Genomic DNA, 15,616 nt, shown 5'->3' with positions numbered 1-15,616 from the left:
TTCCGATTCTTCCGGACCGCCGGGACCGCGTCGAGCCAGGACCTCACGATTCGTCGAGGTCGACGGGTTCGTCCACGCCGTGGCGGTCGGCGAGTTCCAGCAGTGGCGTGATGTCGAAGACGGCGTCGTCCATGTCGGCCTGGATGTCACCGAGTTCGGCGTAGCGGGCGGGGACGGTCCGGATCGTGAAATCACGAGGATGGATGGAGTCGATCTCGTCCCAGCGCACCGGTGTCGACACGGTGGCCTCGGGAACGCCACGCACCGAATAGGCGGCGGCGATGGTGTGGTCGCGCGCGTTCTGGTTGTAGTCGACGAACAGGGCTTTGGGGTCGCGATCGCGCCGCCACCACGCGGTCGTCACGTCGTCGGGCGCGCGTCGCTCGACTTCCTGGGCGAAGGCCAGCGCCGCTCGGCGCACCTGCTGGAAGCCGCGCTCGGGCGCGATCCGCACGTAGACGTGCAGGCCGTGACCGCCGGAGGTCTTCGGCCAGCCGACGGCACCGAACTCGTCGAGGACCTCGTGCACCACCCCGGCGACGCGCTGCACCCGCGACCACGGGCAATCGGGCATGGGATCCAGGTCGATGCGCCACTCGTCGGGTGACTCGGTGTCGGTCGAGCGGGAATTCCAGGGATGGAACTCCACGGTGGACATCTGCACCGCCCACGCGACGTCGGCGAGCTTCTCGACACAGAGTTCGTCGGCGTGCCTGCCGTAGCGCGGGAAGTACACCCGCACGGTCGGAATCCAGTCGGGCGCACCGGCGGGCAACCGTTTCTGATGGACCTTGTCACCGGCCAGCCCCTTGGGGAAGCGGTGCAGCATGCACGGCCGGTCGCGTAGCGCGTTGACGATGCCGTCGCCGACGCTGAGGTAGTAGTTCACCAGGTCGAGCTTGGTCACCCCGAGCTCGGGAAAGTACACCCGATCGGGATTGCTGACCCGTACCGTGTACTCACCCACCGGCAGTTCGACCGCCGGAGCCGCAGACTTGGCCACACGCGCAACGATAGACGAGCGGGCCCGCCCCGTGGCCGGGTAACGGACCCGCGTGGCGCGCGACTACAGCTCGTACACCCCAAAGGCCCGGTGCTGGATGCACATCGGCATCACATGCACCTGCTCGGTCCATTCGAATTTGGCCGCCGCCTCGACGGTTTCGCGTTCGGCGACGCACACGGTGTTGGTGCCGGGCATCGTCAACGGGTTGAGCACGGCCAGCGGGATGCCCGCGTGGATGCCGCTGTAGAGACCGCCGCTGAAGCACAGCGGGGTGATGGCGATGCCGCGTCGTGCGCTTTCGCGGTCGGCGGCGGCCTGGGCGCCCGGCACGCCGGAGCAGTCGAGCGGGTTCTCGTTCGTCGCCTGGGCAGGGGCGGTGAAAAGGGTGAAGCCGGCCGCACAGCCCGTGGCGACGGCCATCAGGGTTCGAGCAAATGTGGTCCTGGTCATAGCCGCATTGAAACACTGCTCACCGGCGGTACACACAATCGGCGACGGCGTGTCGGGCCCGATCAGCGCGCGACGGCCTCGAGGACACAGACCGGCGCCACGGTCTCCACCGTGCGCGTCAGGGTGAAACCGCTGCGGTCGAGCAGGGCGCGGAACTCGGCTTCGGTGCGTTCGTGGCCGCCCTCGGTATTGACCAGCATCTCCAGATCGACGAATTTGCCCGGGTGCGGCCGATGATGCTCGGGCAGCACCAGCTCGATCACCAGCAGCGTCGCGGCCGGGCCCATGGCGGCGCGGACGGTGCGCAGGATGCGTTCGGCGTGCTCGTCGGACCAGTCGTGGACGATGTTCTTGAGCAGATAGGCGTCGGCGCCCGCGGGCACGGCCTCGAAGAACGAGCCCGCTTCCACCGTGCAGCGCCGCCCGAGTCCGGCTGCCGCGAGATCGGAGCTCAGATCCTCGACCACGCCGGGCAGGTCGAACACCACCCCGGTGGTCGAGGGATGCCTGCGGAGAATCTCGACGAGCAGGCTGCCGCGTCCGCCGCCGACGTCGACGAGGGTGTCGAACCGGCCGAAGTCGTAGGCGGCGAGCAGCGGTTCGATCGACAGCGTGCCGATGCTGGTCATCGCGCGATCGAACAGGTCGCCCACCGCACGATTGCGCGCGGCGTATTCGAAAAAGCTCGCGCCCTCCAGCGCCTGGCCGACCGCCTCGCCGGTGCGGACGGCATCACCGAGATGGGTCCAGTGGTTGCGGTGGTAGGGGGAGCCGAAGAAACGGGCCACCTCACGCATGGTCACCGCCGCGTCGCCGCGCAACGCCTCACCGATGCGGGTCAGGGCGTATCTGCCGTCGCGGCGCTGAGCGAACACCTCGTAGCTCACGAGCAGCCGCAGGAGCCTGCGTAGTCCGTCCTCGTCCACGTCGAGCGCGCTCGCCAGTTGCGCCGAGGTGCGCGGGCCGTCGGCGAGCTGGTCGGCGATGCCGAGCTCGGCGGCGGTGCTGATGGCCTGGGAGAGGAATCCCGCGAACTGCAGTTCCAGCAGCGCGATATGGCCGGGGACGAGCCGCCGGTGGAGTCTGGCCAGCGCGTCGCGCACCCGGTCGAACGCGTGGACCACGGGAATCGGGGGCAGCTTCTTCGACGTCATCACGACTCCATCGTCGGCCGTTCGACCTGCGCGTACTTGCTGAGAGTACGGGATCGGACGCGCTGGGCGGGAGTGGATCAGGTCGGCGTGGCCAGCGCGAACGGCAGCACCGCGTCCGCGCCGCTCGTCCGGAGGGCGTGGGCGGCGACGGTCATGGTCCAGCCGGTGTCGGTAAGGGTGTCGACCAGTAGGATCGGTCCGTCCACCTGCGACAGGTCGGGTACCTCCCAGTAGTCGAACAACCCCGCGACGCGGTGGGCCGAGTTCGCCGCCGAGACCGGGGGCCGGTCGGGGCGCGCGTGCAGGGTGCCCAGGTCGGTGAGCCGCCCGATCTGGGCGAGTCGCTGCGCGAGACTGGTGGTGAGCTGGGGGTAGCGCGGCGATTCCAGGGCGAGGACCGAGGTGGGGCGGGCCGCCCAGTCCCAGTCGCGCAGTACGGCGATGCAGGCGTCGAACACCGCGTCGGGTACCGGGGCGTCGGGCCCGTCGAGCAGGGCCCGCAGGCGTTGGCCCCAGCCCAGATCGGTGAGCCGGCCGAGCACCCGCCCGGTCTCGGCGCCGCCGGTGATCTTGCCCGACAACGGGATTCCGAGTTTCGCCATGCCGGTCGGCCACTGTTTGCGCGGGGCGAGGTCGAGGCCGGGGCGGTCGAGCCGGGCCCGGGTGGCGGCGATCGCGGCGTCGTCGATGCTGGTGTCGGGGCGGGTGCCGGTGCAGTTGTCGCAGCGGCCGCAGTCGAGCTCGGCGGTGGCCAGGCCGTCGAGGCCGGGGTCGTCGAGCTGGCGGCGCAGGAACGTCATCCGGCAGGTCGTGGTCGACTGGTAGTCGATCATCGCCTGCTGTTCGGCGTCGCGGGCGGCGGCGAGACGTTCGTAGCGTTCGGTGTCGTAGGTCCAGCTCTGTCCGGTGGACAGCCAGCCGCCGCGCACCCGGCGAACCGCGCCGTCGACGTCGAGCACTTTCAGCACCATCTCGAGCCGCGAACGGTTCAGCTCCACGAGCGGTTCGAGCGCCGCCGTCGACATCGCCCGATCCGTGTCGAGTGCGGCGAGCACCGAGCGCACGATGTGTTCACGGGGGAAGGCGACGGAGGCGAAGTAACTCCAGATGCGCGCGTCCTCCGGGCCGGGCAGCAGCACCACCTCGGCGCGGTCGGTGCCGCGCCCGGCGCGGCCGACCTGCTGGTAGTAGGCGATCGGCGAGGACGGCGCCCCGACGTGCACCACGAAACCGAGATCGGGCTTGTCGAAGCCCATCCCGAGTGCCGAGGTCGCGATCAGGGCCTTGACTTCGTTGTTCAGCAGCGCAGCCTCGAGCGCTTCGCGTTCGGCCGGGTCCGTTTGGCCGGTGTAGGCGGCGACGGTGTGCCCGTGGGTGGCGAGCACGTCGGCCAGGTCGTTCGCCGCGGCGACGGTGAGGCAGTAGATGATGCCGGAACCGGGCATCCGATCGAGGTGGGCGCCGAGCCACGCTGTGCGTTGCACCGCGTCGTCGAACCGGACCACCGACAAGTGCAGCGACTCGCGATCCAGGGTGCCGCGCAACACCAGTGTGTCGGTGCCGATCTGCCCGGCCACATCGGTGACGACCCGGTCGTTGGCGGTCGCCGTGGTGGCCAGCACCGGCACATCGGTGCCGAGGTCGGCGATGAGGGTGCGGATGCGGCGGTAATCGGGACGGAAATCGTGACCCCAATCCGACACGCAATGCGCCTCATCGATCACGACCAGCCCCGCATCGGCCGCGAGTTTCGGCAGCACCTGATCGCGGAAGTCGGGATTGTTCAAGCGTTCCGGGCTCACCAGCAGCACATCGACCGCACCATCGGCGACCCGCTGATGGATCTCGTCCCACTCGGTGACATTGCCCGAGTTGATGGTGGCCGCCACCACCCCCGCTCGTTCGGCGGCGGCCACCTGGTTGCGCATGAGGGCGAGCAGCGGCGACACGATCACCGTCGGCCCCCGACCCGCCCAGCGCAGCAGTTTGGCCGCGATGAAATACACCGCGGACTTACCCCAGCCGGTGCGCTGGACGACGAGCGCCCGGCTGCGCCGCACGACGAGCGCCTCGATCGCCGTCCACTGGTCCTCGCGTAGCCGGGCCTGCGGCCCGGCGAGGTCGCGGAGCAGCTCCTCGGCGCGTTCGCGCAGGTCGGGAGCCATCAGGTCGAGCACGTCGTTACCTGCCGCTGTGGTCATGGGCCCTATGCTGCCCCACCCCACCGACAGGTTTGATCGGCGATACAGACCGCCCGCCGAGTCACCCCTTCACGCACAGGACCTGACGCAAGGTCGCGACCACGTCGACCAGATCGGTCTGGGCCGCGATCACCTCGTCGATGTCCTTGTACGCGGCCGGGATCTCGTCGACCACGCCCGCGTCCTTGCGCGACTCCACGCCCTCGGTCTGGGCGATCAGGTCCGCGACGGTGAACTGCCGCTTGGCCGCGTTGCGGCTCATCCGGCGTCCGGCGCCGTGCGAGGCCGACTGGAACGACAGCGGGTTGCCCTTGCCGCGCACCACATACGAGCGCGTGCCCATCGACCCCGGAATCAGCGCCAGCGCACCGGCACCCGCCCGCACCGCACCCTTACGGGTCACCAGCATCGGCACGCCGTCGATGACCTCCTCGGCCACATAGTTGTGATGGCAGCTGATCGGCTCCTCGAACCGCACCGGCCGCTGACCGAATTCGTCCCGCACCGCCCGGCACACCAGCGACAGCATCACCGCGCGATTGCGCGCCGCGTACTCCTGGGCCCAGGCGAGGTCCCGGCGATAGGCGTCCATCTCCGGTGTCCCGGAAAGAAAAACGGCCAGGTCCCGATCGGGCAGCGACTGGTTGTGCGACAGCGCCCGCGCGATCGCCATGTGCCGCTCCGCCAGCTCCTTGCCGATATTGCGCGAGCCGGAGTGGAGCAGGATCCACACGGCGTCGTCCTGGTCGAGGCAGATTTCGATGAAGTGATTGCCGCCGCCGAGCGATCCGATCTGCTTTTGCGCCTTGGACTCCAACGCGGAAACACCAGGGTGCAGCTCGCCGAATTCACGCCAGAACCGGTCCCATCCCTTGGTGCGGGCGGACTGCCCGTGCGACCCGGCGTGCAGCGCGGTGACGTTCACCGCCTCCTTGTGCGCGCTGAACCCCACCGGCACCGCCTCCTCGATCCGCGAACGGAGCGAGCGCAGGTCGTCGGGCAGATCCGCCGCCGTCAGGTCCGTCTTCACGCTCTCCATACCGCACCCGATATCCACACCGACGGCGGCGGGCGCCACCGCGTCACGCATGGCGATGACCGAACCGACCGTCGCGCCTTTGCCCAGGTGCACATCCGGCATCACGCGCAGCCCGTGCACCCAGGGCAGTTCCGCGATATTGCGGAGCTGCTTCAGTGCGGCCTGCTCGATCTGGTGCTCGTCTGCCCACATGAGCGTCTGCGCTCGGGTACCGCGCAGCTCGACGGGAAACATGGTCGGTCCTTTCCTTGGTGTAATACCAACGGTAGGGGCCGTGTCGTGGGCGGCGCACCCCATTTACAACGCGGCCGCGATCTGTTCCCGTCCGGGGATGGACGCGCTGGCGCCGAGCTGGGTAGTCGCCAGGGCGCCGGCTGCGTTTGCCCAGTTCAGAGCGGCGGCCGCGCCCTGCGACCAGGTTGCTACGAGGGCGCCGGTGAAGGCATCGCCCGCGCCCGTCGTGTCGACCACGTCGACACGACGCCCACCGGCGACCAGTTCCGTGTCGCCGCCACGGTAGACCGCACCGTCGGCGCCCAGGGTTCGCACCACGTGCGCAACCGGTCCCAAGGTCGACGAGAACTGTTCGTATTCCAGCGAATTCACGATCGCCAGGTCGACATCGGCCCACAGTCGCGCGGGCAGCGGCTGGACGGGGGAGGGGTTCAGGGCGACGAGGGTGCCTGCGGAGCCGGCGTGGTGTGCGGCCGCTGTGACTGTTTCGAGGGGGATCTCGAGCTGGCACAGCAGGATGTCGGCGGCCGCGATCGTCGCGAGCTCCGCTTCGGTCAGGTCGGTCATCCGGCCGTTCGCGCCGGCCACGACGATGATGCTGTTCTCGCCGTCGCCGTCGACCACGATCGTCGCTACCCCACTGGGGCCGGGGACCGTGCGCAGCAGTGTGGTGTCGATGCCCGCGCCGTCGAGGGTCGCACGCAGGGTGGCGCCGAAGGCGTCGTCGCCGACCGCGCCGAGGAAACGCACGTCGGCACCGGAGCGGGCCGCCGCGATCGCCTGGTTGGCGCCTTTCCCGCCCGGAACCGTGGCGAAGCCGGAGCCGAGCACGGTTTCTCCGGGGGCGGGCCGATGCGCGGTAGTGGTGACCAGGTCCATATTGACGCTGCCCAACACCACGACGGTCGGTGCGGCGGAGTGGTTCATAAACCTCGAATCTAGCGGCGACGGCGTTGTGCGGTGCCGCTTGAGACTCGGCGTCAGTGGTCGAGTGGCGGGGCGCCTGCTCGCAAGACCCTGTGGATAACTCGGTCCCGCTGCCGGTCGGAGCCACATTCCGGGTCCCGGGTGGCGTCGTGCGGAGCAGGCGCACTGCGTACGCTGATACCCATGACGGTAGAAGTGACCCCCGAGCTCGACATCCGCGCAGCGGTGCACGACGCCGCCCGCAGGGCTCGCGTCGCGTCCCGTGCGCTCGCTCAGCTCACCACGGCGCAGAAGAACGACGCACTGCACGCCGCGGCCGATGCGCTGCTCGCCGCGGCCGACCGCGTGCTCGCGGCCAACGACGCCGATATCGAGATCGCCCGCGCGGCGGGCACCCAGGAGAACCTGCTCGACCGGCTGCGGCTCACCAAGGCCCGCATCGACGGGATCGCCTCGGGTCTGCGTCAGGTCGCAGGCCTGCCCGATCCGGTCGGTGTGGTCGTGCGCGGCAGCACCCTGCCCAACGGGCTCGAGATCCGGCAGACCAGGGTGCCGCTCGGTGTGGTCGGCATGGTGTACGAGGCGCGGCCCAATGTCACCGTCGACGCCTTCGGCCTGGCACTGAAATCGGGCAACGCGGCGCTGCTGCGCGGCTCGTCCTCGGCGGCGAACTCCAATGCCGCGCTCGTGGAGATCCTGCGCGAAGCGCTCACCGCCCAGGGCATTCCGGCCGACTCGGTGCAGCTGCTGCCCAGCAACGACCGGTCGAGCGTCACCCACCTGATCCAGGCGCGCGGCCTGGTCGACGTGGTCATCCCGCGCGGCGGTGCGGGACTCATCAATGCCGTCGTCCGCGACGCGCAGGTGCCGACCATCGAGACCGGCACCGGCAACTGCCACGTCTACGTGCACAGCGCCGCCGACCTCGACATGGCCGAGGCGATCGTGCTCAATGCCAAGACCCGCCGTCCCAGCGTGTGCAACGCCGCCGAGACGCTCCTCATCGATGCCGCCGTCGCCGAGACCGCGCTGCCGCGGCTGAGCAAGGCACTCGAGGACGCGGGCGTCACCATTCACGGTGACCTGCCCGGTCAGGTGCCCGCCACCGATGCCGACTGGGGCGAGGAGTACCTCACCATGGATATCGCCGTGAAGGTCGTCGACGATCTCGACGCCGCGGTCGAGCACATCAACACCTGGGGCACCGGCCACACCGAGGCCATCGTCACCGCCGACCTGGCCGCCGCGCGTGAGTTCACCGCCCGCGTCGACGCCGCCGCCGTGATGGTCAACGCCTCCACCGCGTTCACCGACGGCGAGCAGTTCGGCTTCGGTGCCGAGATCGGCATCTCCACCCAGAAGCTGCACGCCCGCGGCCCGATGGCCCTGCCCGAACTCACCTCCACCAAGTGGATCGTGTGGGGCGACGGCCAGACTCGGCCGGTGTGACCGTGACCCTGGTACAGGAACCGATCTTCACCTCGGTCGACGACGTCATCGCCCGGCTGGCCACCACCGGCTACCTGGCCGACAAGGCCACGGCCACCTCGGTGTTCCTCGCCGACCGGCTGGGCAAACCGCTGCTCATCGAGGGCCCGGCGGGCGTCGGCAAGACCGAACTCTCGCGCGCGGTGGCCCAGGTCGCCGATGCCGAACTGGTGCGTTTGCAGTGCTACGAGGGTGTCGACGAGGCTCGCGCCCTCTACGAGTGGAACCACGCCAAGCAGATCCTGCGGATCCAGGCGTCGAGCGAAAACGATTGGGCCGAAACCAAAGCCGACGTCTTCACCGAGGAGTTCCTGCTCTCGCGTCCGCTGCTCACCGCGATCCGGCGCACCGATCCCACGGTGCTGCTGATCGACGAGACCGACAAGGCCGACGTCGAGATCGAGGGTCTGCTGCTCGAGGTCCTCAGCGATTTCGCGGTCACCGTTCCGGAGCTCGGCACGATCACCGCCACCCGTAAGCCGTTCGTGGTGCTCACCTCCAACGCCACCCGCGAACTGTCCGAGGCGCTCAAGCGCCGCTGCCTGTACCTGCACCTGGACTTCCCCGACGAAGACCTCGAGCGCCGCATCCTGGCCAGCCGGGTACCCGAGCTGTCGGCGGTGGTGTCCGAGCAGCTGGTGCGCATCGTGCATGTGCTGCGCGGCATGCAGCTCAAGAAGCTGCCGTCGGTGGCCGAGACGATCGACTGGGGCAACACCCTGCTCGCACTGGGTTCCCAGGACCTCGACGACGCCACCGTGCGGGCCACGCTCGGCGTGGTGCTCAAGCACCGCAGCGACCACCAGCGCGCACTGTCCGAGCTGAAACTGGCCTGAGGCATGACCGCGCCCGCGCCCCACGGCATCAGTGGTCACGTCGCGGGTTTCGTCGCGGCGTTGCGCTCGCGTGGCGTGCCGGTCGGTCCGTCGGAAACCGTCGACGCCGGCCAGGTACTCACCGTGCTCGACCTGCTCGACCGGGAAGCGGTGCGGGAGGGCCTGGCCTGCGCTCTGCTGCGTCGGCCCACCCACCGCGCCACCTTCGACAGCCTCTTCGACCTGTGGTTCCCGGTCGCCGTCGGGCAGCGCAGTGCCGAGGCGCCCGAACTGCCGCGCACACCCGACGGACGCGTCGACCTGCCCGCCCTGCGCGAACAGCTCGCCGAATTGCTCGCCACCCCAGACAGCGGCAACCAGCTAGAGCTGCTCGCCGCCCAGGTGGTGGAGCAGCTCGGGCGGTACCAATCGGCGCGTGGGCCGTCGTTCTCCGCCTACCAGGCGCTCAAAGACCTTGCGCCGCAGACCTTGCTGGCGCGTGCGCTGGCCGGTCTCGCCCTCCCGCCCGACGCGAGCGAACGCGACGCCGAGATCGCGCAACGCCTGCTGCGGATGCGCATCGCCGGGTTCCGCGCCACCGTGGAGGAGGAGACGAACCGCCGCGTCGCCGAGCAGATCGGGCGGGAACGGGTCGCCACCTACGGGGTCGCCCGGCAAGCGGAGGACGCCGACTTCCTGCGCGCCTCCGAACGTGAACTCGCCGATCTGCGCCGGGGAACCCATCGGCTGGCGCGGATTCTCGCCTCGCGTCTGGCGGTGCGGCGCAAGCGTTCCCGTCGCGGCGAGATCGACCTGCGCAAAACCCTGCGGGCATCGATGTCAACCGGCGGCGTGCCGATCGACCTGGTGCAGCGCAAACCGCGCCCCGGGCGCCCTGATCTGGTTCTGCTGTGCGACATCTCGGGCTCGGTGGCCGGCTTCAGCGGCTTCACCCTCCTGCTGGTGAGCGCCCTGCGCGAACAGTTCTCCCGGGTGCGGATCTTCGCGTTCGTCGACCGCACCGACGAGGTCACCGACTACTTCGGCCCGCAGACCGGTCTCGACGACGTGCTCACCAGAATCTTCACCGAGTCCACCGTCATCGATTCCGACGGTCACTCCGACTACGGTCAGGCCTTCACCAGTTTCGCCCACAACTTCGGTGACGCCGTCACCAGCCGCACCTCGCTGCTTGTCCTCGGCGACGGCCGGACCAATTACCGCAACCCGCAGGTCGATACATTGCGCGGTCTGGTCGAAACCGCCAAACACGCGCACTGGCTCAACCCGGAGCCGCACAATCTCTGGGGCACCGGCGATTCGGCCGCACCCGACTACGGTGCGGTGATCGAGATGCACGAATGCCGGTCGGCCCGACAGCTCACCGACGTCGTGTCGAAACTGCTGCCCGTCTGAGGAGCCGCGAGATGGATGTATTGGCGTACTGCCTGGCCAAACCCGGTGCGTGGGAAGACGAACCGTGGGAGGGCGACACCGTGGCCAAGGTGGGCGACAAGGTGTTCGCGTTCCTCGGCGCGGGCACCTCGATCGGTCTCAAATGCGGGCGAGACCGCGCCGAAGCCGACGAACTGGTCACCATCTACCCCGACGATGTCACCGCCTCGGCCTACATCGGCCGCTACGGCTGGAACAGCATTCGCGTCGGCGGCGCCGTTCCCGACGACGAACTACGCGAACTCATCGACGCGTCCTACGACGCGATCGTCGCCAAACTCCCGAAGTCCAAACGGCCGCAGCGCTGAAACGTTGAGCGGACGTTAAGCCACTTGTAGGGGCGAACCACCAAGATCACCGCCATGCTGGCAGGGGCGTCGCGCGACGACGGGCGAACTGAACACCGGGGATCGGACCGCGAGATCGGACTCGCCGCCCGCGTCTGTGTCGTGCGGATGTGGTTCGCCCGGTGAGCGACCGGTTCGCCGCCGAGAACGATGACGCTCGAGCCGAATTCGCCGCCCCAGCCGAACCCGCCGCCCATGCCGCACTCGTCGGGCCTGCCGTCCACGCCGCGCGGGTCGGAGGGGCGATCGACGAGGGCGCCGGCCACGATGCCGAGCTCCGGGTCGGTGCCCCCGCCGGTCAGGTGAATGCCTCCGGTTCGGCTGCCGCCGAGGCGGCCCGCCTTCTCGAGCCCGGTTCGCTGGCCCGCGCCGCGCGAAAGCTAGCGACGATCGCCGCGGCGCGCCTCATCGATGCACCCGACGCGGCGGAGGCGCAGTTGCGGCGCGCCCTGGTCGTCGGCGCGGCGGAGCTCGGGGTACGGGAGCGGGCGGAGCTACGGACACGGCTGGTCACCGCTGTCGCCGCCCAACCCGGTCGCGCTCGCGATGTCGCCCGCGCGGCTGCCGCGGCCGCCGCCGACTGGGCGCCGATCTCACCGGCCGACTCGACACATCTGTGGATCGTCGCGGGCCGCTCGTGGCATCGGGCGCGATCGCATACCGAGGCGGTGCGGGCGTTCGACCAGGCGCTGCTCGGCGGGGCATCAGTCGGCTACCCACCCGGCGAGCTCGCGCGAGTCCGTGCGGTCTTCGCCGAATCGCTCAACCACCTCGGCCGATACCGTGAGGCAGCCTGGCAGTTCACCGAGGCCGCCCGGCTGATCGCCGCCTCGCCCACCGAGCGGCACCGGCACGCCGATCTGCTGTGGTCGGCGGCGGTGGCAAGGGAATGTTGCGGGCAGGAATCGGAGGCGCTCGGCGGTTACCTGCGCGCGGCCGGCCTCTGGGGTGAACAGGACAAGATCGTGCCCCGCGCGCGCTGCCTGCGCGCGGCGGCCTGGCTGCAACTACGCGGCCCCGGCGGGACGCCGCGGGGCCCGTGGTGGGTGACCCTGGACGTGCTGCTCACCGAACTGAACCGCCTCGTCGCCGCCGACCCGGCCGCCCACCACGTCGAGGAGCTGCGTCGCACCCGCAGTCAGTTCGCCCAGATGTGCGCCCAGTCCTCGGGCACGGCCGAGCACCGGCCGGCCGAAGCGGGCCCGCGACCACGGCGAGCCGATCGGCCACTGTTCCCGGAGCCCTCCGATCCGTACGAATGGTGGCGGTCCTATTAAGCTCGGACCTCATGCACGAGACAGCCCGGCCGCGCCGCAAGCTCGGCGTGATGGGTGGCACGTTCGATCCCGTTCACCACGGTCACCTCGTCGCCGCCAGCGAGGTCGCGCACCTGTTCGACCTGGACGAGGTGATCTTCGTCCCGACCGGTCAGCCCTGGCAGAAGGCGGGCAAACAGGTCAGTCCCGCCGAGGACCGCTACCTGATGACCGTGATCGCCACCGCGTCCAACCCGAGGTTCTCGGTGAGCCGGGCCGACATCGAACGCAACAAGGTCACCTACACCGTCGACACCCTGCGCGAGATGCAGAGCGCCCATCCCGACGCCGAGCTGTACTTCATCACCGGTGCGGACGCGCTGGCCAACATCCTGACATGGCAGGATTGGGCCGAACTGTTCGAACTGGCGAAGTTCGTCGGGGTGAGCCGTCCGGGGTACGAGCTGAACACCGACCATCTCGAGGAACATCTGCGGGACCTTCCCGCCGATGCCGTGACGATGATCGAGATCCCCGCGCTGGCCATCTCGTCGAGCGAATGCCGTCGCCGCGCCGCGCAGGGTCGGCCGGTCTGGTACCTCGTCCCCGATGGCGTGGTGCAGTACATATCGAAGCGGCACCTCTATGTGCCCGCAGGAACGGAAGGTAAGGCATGAGCGCCACCGCCGAAGCGGTCGAGATGGCCAGAGTCGCCGCACTCGCGGCCGACGACAAGCTCGCCACCGATGTCGTTGTCCTCGACGTCTCCGAACAGCTGGTGATCACCGACTGCTTCGTGATCGCGTCTGCGCCCAACGAGCGTCAGGTCAACGCGATCGTCGACAACGTCGAGGAGAAGCTGCGCGAGGCCGGGCACAAGCCGGTTCGTCGCGAAGGCACCCGCGAGGGACGCTGGGCGCTGCTCGACTACGTCGACGTGGTCGTGCACATCCAGCACAACGACGAGCGCAACTTCTACGCCCTCGAACGCCTGTGGCGTGACTGCCCGACGGTCCCCGTCGACGGCATCGCCGCACCCAAGGCCCCGGCCGCCGACGACGACGCGCAGGCAGAGGCAGACAGCGAGTGAGCAAGTACGCCCATGTGCGCACGCTGATCCTGCTGCGGCACGGGCAGACCGAATGGAACGCCGCCGACCGGATGCAGGGCCAGATCGACACCGATCTCACCGAGCTCGGTCGTCAGCAGGCCAAAGAGGCTGCCCGAGAACTGGTTTCACGCAACGCCATCGCCATCCACGCCTCCGATCTGCGTCGTGCCAAGGAAACCGCCCAGGCCCTCGGTGACCTCAGCGATCTGCCGGTGATCACCGATACCCGCTTGCGCGAGACCAACCTGGGCGACTGGGAAGGCCTGACCCACCTCGAGGTGGACGCCGACTACCCCGGGGCCCGGGTGCAGTGGCGGCTCGACGCCACCTACCGCCCGCCCGGTGGCGAGAGCAAACTCGAGGTCGGCGCCCGGTCGCTGCCCGTGGTGCGCGAACTGTACAACGAGCGGCAGGATTGGCCCGGTCGGACTATCATCCTGGTTGCGCACGGCGGGCTGATCGCTGCCCTGACGGCCGCGTTGCTGGATCTGCCACCGGAGAACTGGCCTGCCCTCGGTGGGCTGGCCAATACGAGCTGGGTGCAGCTGTCCAGTCACGGCCCGGATGTCGACCGACCCGGCTGGCGCCTCGATGTTTGGAACGCAGCGGCGAAGGTAGCTCCCGATGTCCTCTGAAGAGCCCGTCCGATCGGTACCGGACGAATTGTTCCAGCAGGTGACGGCCAAGCCCGGACGGCAATTGCCGGACGCGCTGTTCGGCCCGCCACCGGCGCGGCCCGCACGCCCCGAGCGTGAGGAGCCGATCCGTTCGGTACCCGACGAACTCTTCAAGCAGGTCACCGCGCGCAGCACGCGGTCGCTGCCCGACGCGCTGTTCGGGCCGCCGCCTTCCCCGGTCGCGGAAACCGAGGCCGATTCGTCGTCCGAGGGCGAGTCCGGTTCGAGTGCACAGGATTCCGGTGAGGAGTCGCCCGACGACGAGGGTTCCGTAGCGGCGAATGTTGTCGACGATGTCGGGAAGGTCGGCGCCGGTTCGTCCGAGAGCGCCGACGTACTGACAAACGGCTCGGATTCCCCTGCAGCTCAGGCTGATACTGGCACCGCGCAGACAGAAACGGCTCAGCCGCAGGCGGAGGCTTCGGTTGTCGCTCCGATCGAAACTGCTCCTGCGCAGGACGACGCTTCCGGTATCGCTCACGCGGAATCGGTTTCGGTGCACGCTGATGCGGCCGCTGGAGCGCGGCTCGGAGCTGAGACGACGGAATCCGGGTCCACGGCAGAAGGGGAGCCCACTGCGCAGTCTTTGCTCGCGCCTTCCCCGGTCCAACCGACCGATGGTGTGAGTGTGGCGCCGAGTGTTCTCGCGGAACCTGCTGCACCACAGGATCAGTCGATCAGCACCATCGATGCCGAGGCGCCCGCGGTTCGGCAGGAGGCCTCGACCGAGGTGGTGGAGCAGGCGTCGCCTCGGCCGGTGCTGTTGGTGATCGCCGATTCGCTCGCCTACTTCGGGCCCAAGGGCGGGTTGCCTGCCGATGATCCGAGGATCTGGCCGAATCTCGTGGCGGCCGAACTGGATTGGGATGTCGAGCTGGTCGCCCGGATCGGGTGGACCTGTCGTGACGCCTACTGGGCACTGATCGGTGATCCCCGGGTGTGGGCCGCGGTGCCGCGAGCGGGGGCTGTCGTATTCGCCGTCGGCGGCATGGACACCCTGCCTTCGCCGCTGCCCACCGCCCTGCGGGAGACGATCCGCTACATCCGTCCGCCCCGGCTGCGTCGCGGGGTGCGGGCCACCTACAACTGGCTGCAGCCGAAGCTGTCGAAACTCGGTCGCCCCGTTGCTCTTCCACCGAGGGTGAGCGTGGACTATCTGGAGCAGTCGCGTGAGGCGCTGACCCAGTTGCGTCCGGAGCTGCCGGTGGTCGCGGTGTTGCCGTCGGTGCATCGCTGCGATGCCTACGGTCGCGTGCACCGTGGTCGGCCGCGCGCGGTGAAGGCGTTGCGGGCGTGGTCGGCGCGTACCTCGGTGCCGCTGGTCGACCTCGGCGAAGCCGTGCGCGACGACATCGAATCGGGATCGGCCAACCCCGACGGTATCCACTGGGGCTGGGCCGGGCATCAGGCGGTCGCCACCGCCATGACCAAGGCGCTGCAGGAGGTCCGGTAGTCC

General features: G+C 69.4%; 15 protein-coding genes. 9 read left to right on the top strand and 6 right to left on the bottom strand.

The window, feature by feature from the left end; genetic code table 11:
• Window positions 1-43: 43 nt before the first annotated feature.
• From ligD to NCO8_RS24030, 6 genes are all read right to left on the bottom strand, one after another.
• A complete protein-coding gene (ligD, locus tag NCO8_RS24055) occupies window positions 44-1,003 on the bottom strand; it encodes a non-homologous end-joining DNA ligase (protein WP_067642356.1) in 960 nt (319 codons plus the stop codon).
• Window positions 1,004-1,066: 63 nt separating this feature from the next.
• Complete coding sequence (locus tag NCO8_RS24050; RefSeq protein WP_225281022.1) at window positions 1,067-1,456, bottom strand: hypothetical protein; 390 nt, start codon at window positions 1,454-1,456, stop codon at window positions 1,067-1,069.
• Between the two features lie 62 nt (window positions 1,457-1,518).
• On the bottom strand, window positions 1,519-2,610 hold the full coding sequence (locus NCO8_RS24045; protein WP_067642355.1) for a methyltransferase: 1,092 nt from the start codon (window positions 2,608-2,610) through the stop codon (window positions 1,519-1,521).
• A 77-nt stretch (window positions 2,611-2,687) separates the two neighbouring features.
• Window positions 2,688-4,811 (bottom strand): RecQ family ATP-dependent DNA helicase, encoded by a 2,124-nt coding sequence (locus NCO8_RS24040; protein ID WP_067642354.1) that lies wholly within the window; start codon window positions 4,809-4,811, stop codon window positions 2,688-2,690.
• 61 nt (window positions 4,812-4,872) lie between these two features.
• Entirely contained in the window at window positions 4,873-6,084 is a 1,212-nt protein-coding gene (locus NCO8_RS24035; RefSeq protein ID WP_067642353.1) for an RtcB family protein, read from the bottom strand.
• 63 nt (window positions 6,085-6,147) lie between these two features.
• Window positions 6,148-7,011 carry a ribokinase gene (locus NCO8_RS24030; protein WP_067642352.1) on the bottom strand — a complete coding sequence of 288 codons (864 nt, stop codon included), beginning with the start codon at window positions 7,009-7,011 and terminating at the stop codon, window positions 6,148-6,150.
• 183 nt (window positions 7,012-7,194) lie between these two features.
• Here NCO8_RS24030 and NCO8_RS24025 point away from each other — a divergent pair, with 183 nt between their 5' ends.
• The 9 genes from NCO8_RS24025 (at window position 7,195) to octT (ending at window position 15,613) form a co-directional block, all read left to right on the top strand.
• Window positions 7,195-8,460, top strand: coding sequence for a glutamate-5-semialdehyde dehydrogenase (locus NCO8_RS24025; RefSeq protein WP_067642351.1), 1,266 nt, complete (start codon window positions 7,195-7,197; stop codon window positions 8,458-8,460).
• Complete coding sequence (locus NCO8_RS24020) at window positions 8,457-9,335, top strand: AAA family ATPase (protein ID WP_157105062.1); 879 nt, start codon at window positions 8,457-8,459, stop codon at window positions 9,333-9,335. Before NCO8_RS24025 ends, NCO8_RS24020 begins: the two co-directional genes overlap by 4 nt.
• 3 nt (window positions 9,336-9,338) lie before the next feature.
• Window positions 9,339-10,730, top strand: a complete 1,392-nt coding sequence (locus NCO8_RS24015; RefSeq protein ID WP_067642349.1) for a vWA domain-containing protein — start codon at window positions 9,339-9,341, stop codon at window positions 10,728-10,730.
• Window positions 10,731-10,741: 11 nt separating this feature from the next.
• Window positions 10,742-11,077: an MmcQ/YjbR family DNA-binding protein gene (locus NCO8_RS24010; protein ID WP_067642348.1), complete on the top strand. Its 336-nt coding sequence runs from the start codon at window positions 10,742-10,744 to the stop codon at window positions 11,075-11,077.
• Window positions 11,078-11,238: 161 nt separating this feature from the next.
• Entirely contained in the window at window positions 11,239-12,393 is a 1,155-nt protein-coding gene (locus tag NCO8_RS24005) for a hypothetical protein (protein WP_157105061.1), read from the top strand.
• Window positions 12,394-12,404: 11 nt separating this feature from the next.
• Complete coding sequence (gene nadD, locus NCO8_RS24000) at window positions 12,405-13,049, top strand: nicotinate-nucleotide adenylyltransferase (RefSeq protein ID WP_067486262.1); 645 nt, start codon at window positions 12,405-12,407, stop codon at window positions 13,047-13,049.
• Window positions 13,046-13,462 carry a ribosome silencing factor gene (rsfS, locus tag NCO8_RS23995; RefSeq protein WP_067486264.1) on the top strand — a complete coding sequence of 139 codons (417 nt, stop codon included), beginning with the start codon at window positions 13,046-13,048 and terminating at the stop codon, window positions 13,460-13,462. Before nadD ends, rsfS begins: the two co-directional genes overlap by 4 nt.
• Window positions 13,459-14,118 (top strand): histidine phosphatase family protein, encoded by a 660-nt coding sequence (locus tag NCO8_RS23990; protein WP_067486266.1) that lies wholly within the window; start codon window positions 13,459-13,461, stop codon window positions 14,116-14,118. The genes rsfS and NCO8_RS23990 overlap by 4 nt, the downstream gene beginning before the upstream one ends.
• Entirely contained in the window at window positions 14,108-15,613 is a 1,506-nt protein-coding gene (octT, locus tag NCO8_RS32605) for a diglucosylglycerate octanoyltransferase (RefSeq protein ID WP_245655476.1), read from the top strand. Before NCO8_RS23990 ends, octT begins: the two co-directional genes overlap by 11 nt.
• The last annotated feature ends 3 nt before the right edge of the window (window positions 15,614-15,616 follow it).

Origin of the sequence: Nocardia coubleae NBRC 108252, assembly GCF_001612805.1 — a bacterium.
GTDB classification, from domain to species: Bacteria; Actinomycetota; Actinomycetes; order Mycobacteriales; family Mycobacteriaceae; genus Nocardia; species Nocardia coubleae.
Note: the sequence above shows the minus strand (reverse complement) of the source record. Positions and strands in the feature narration are given on the sequence as shown.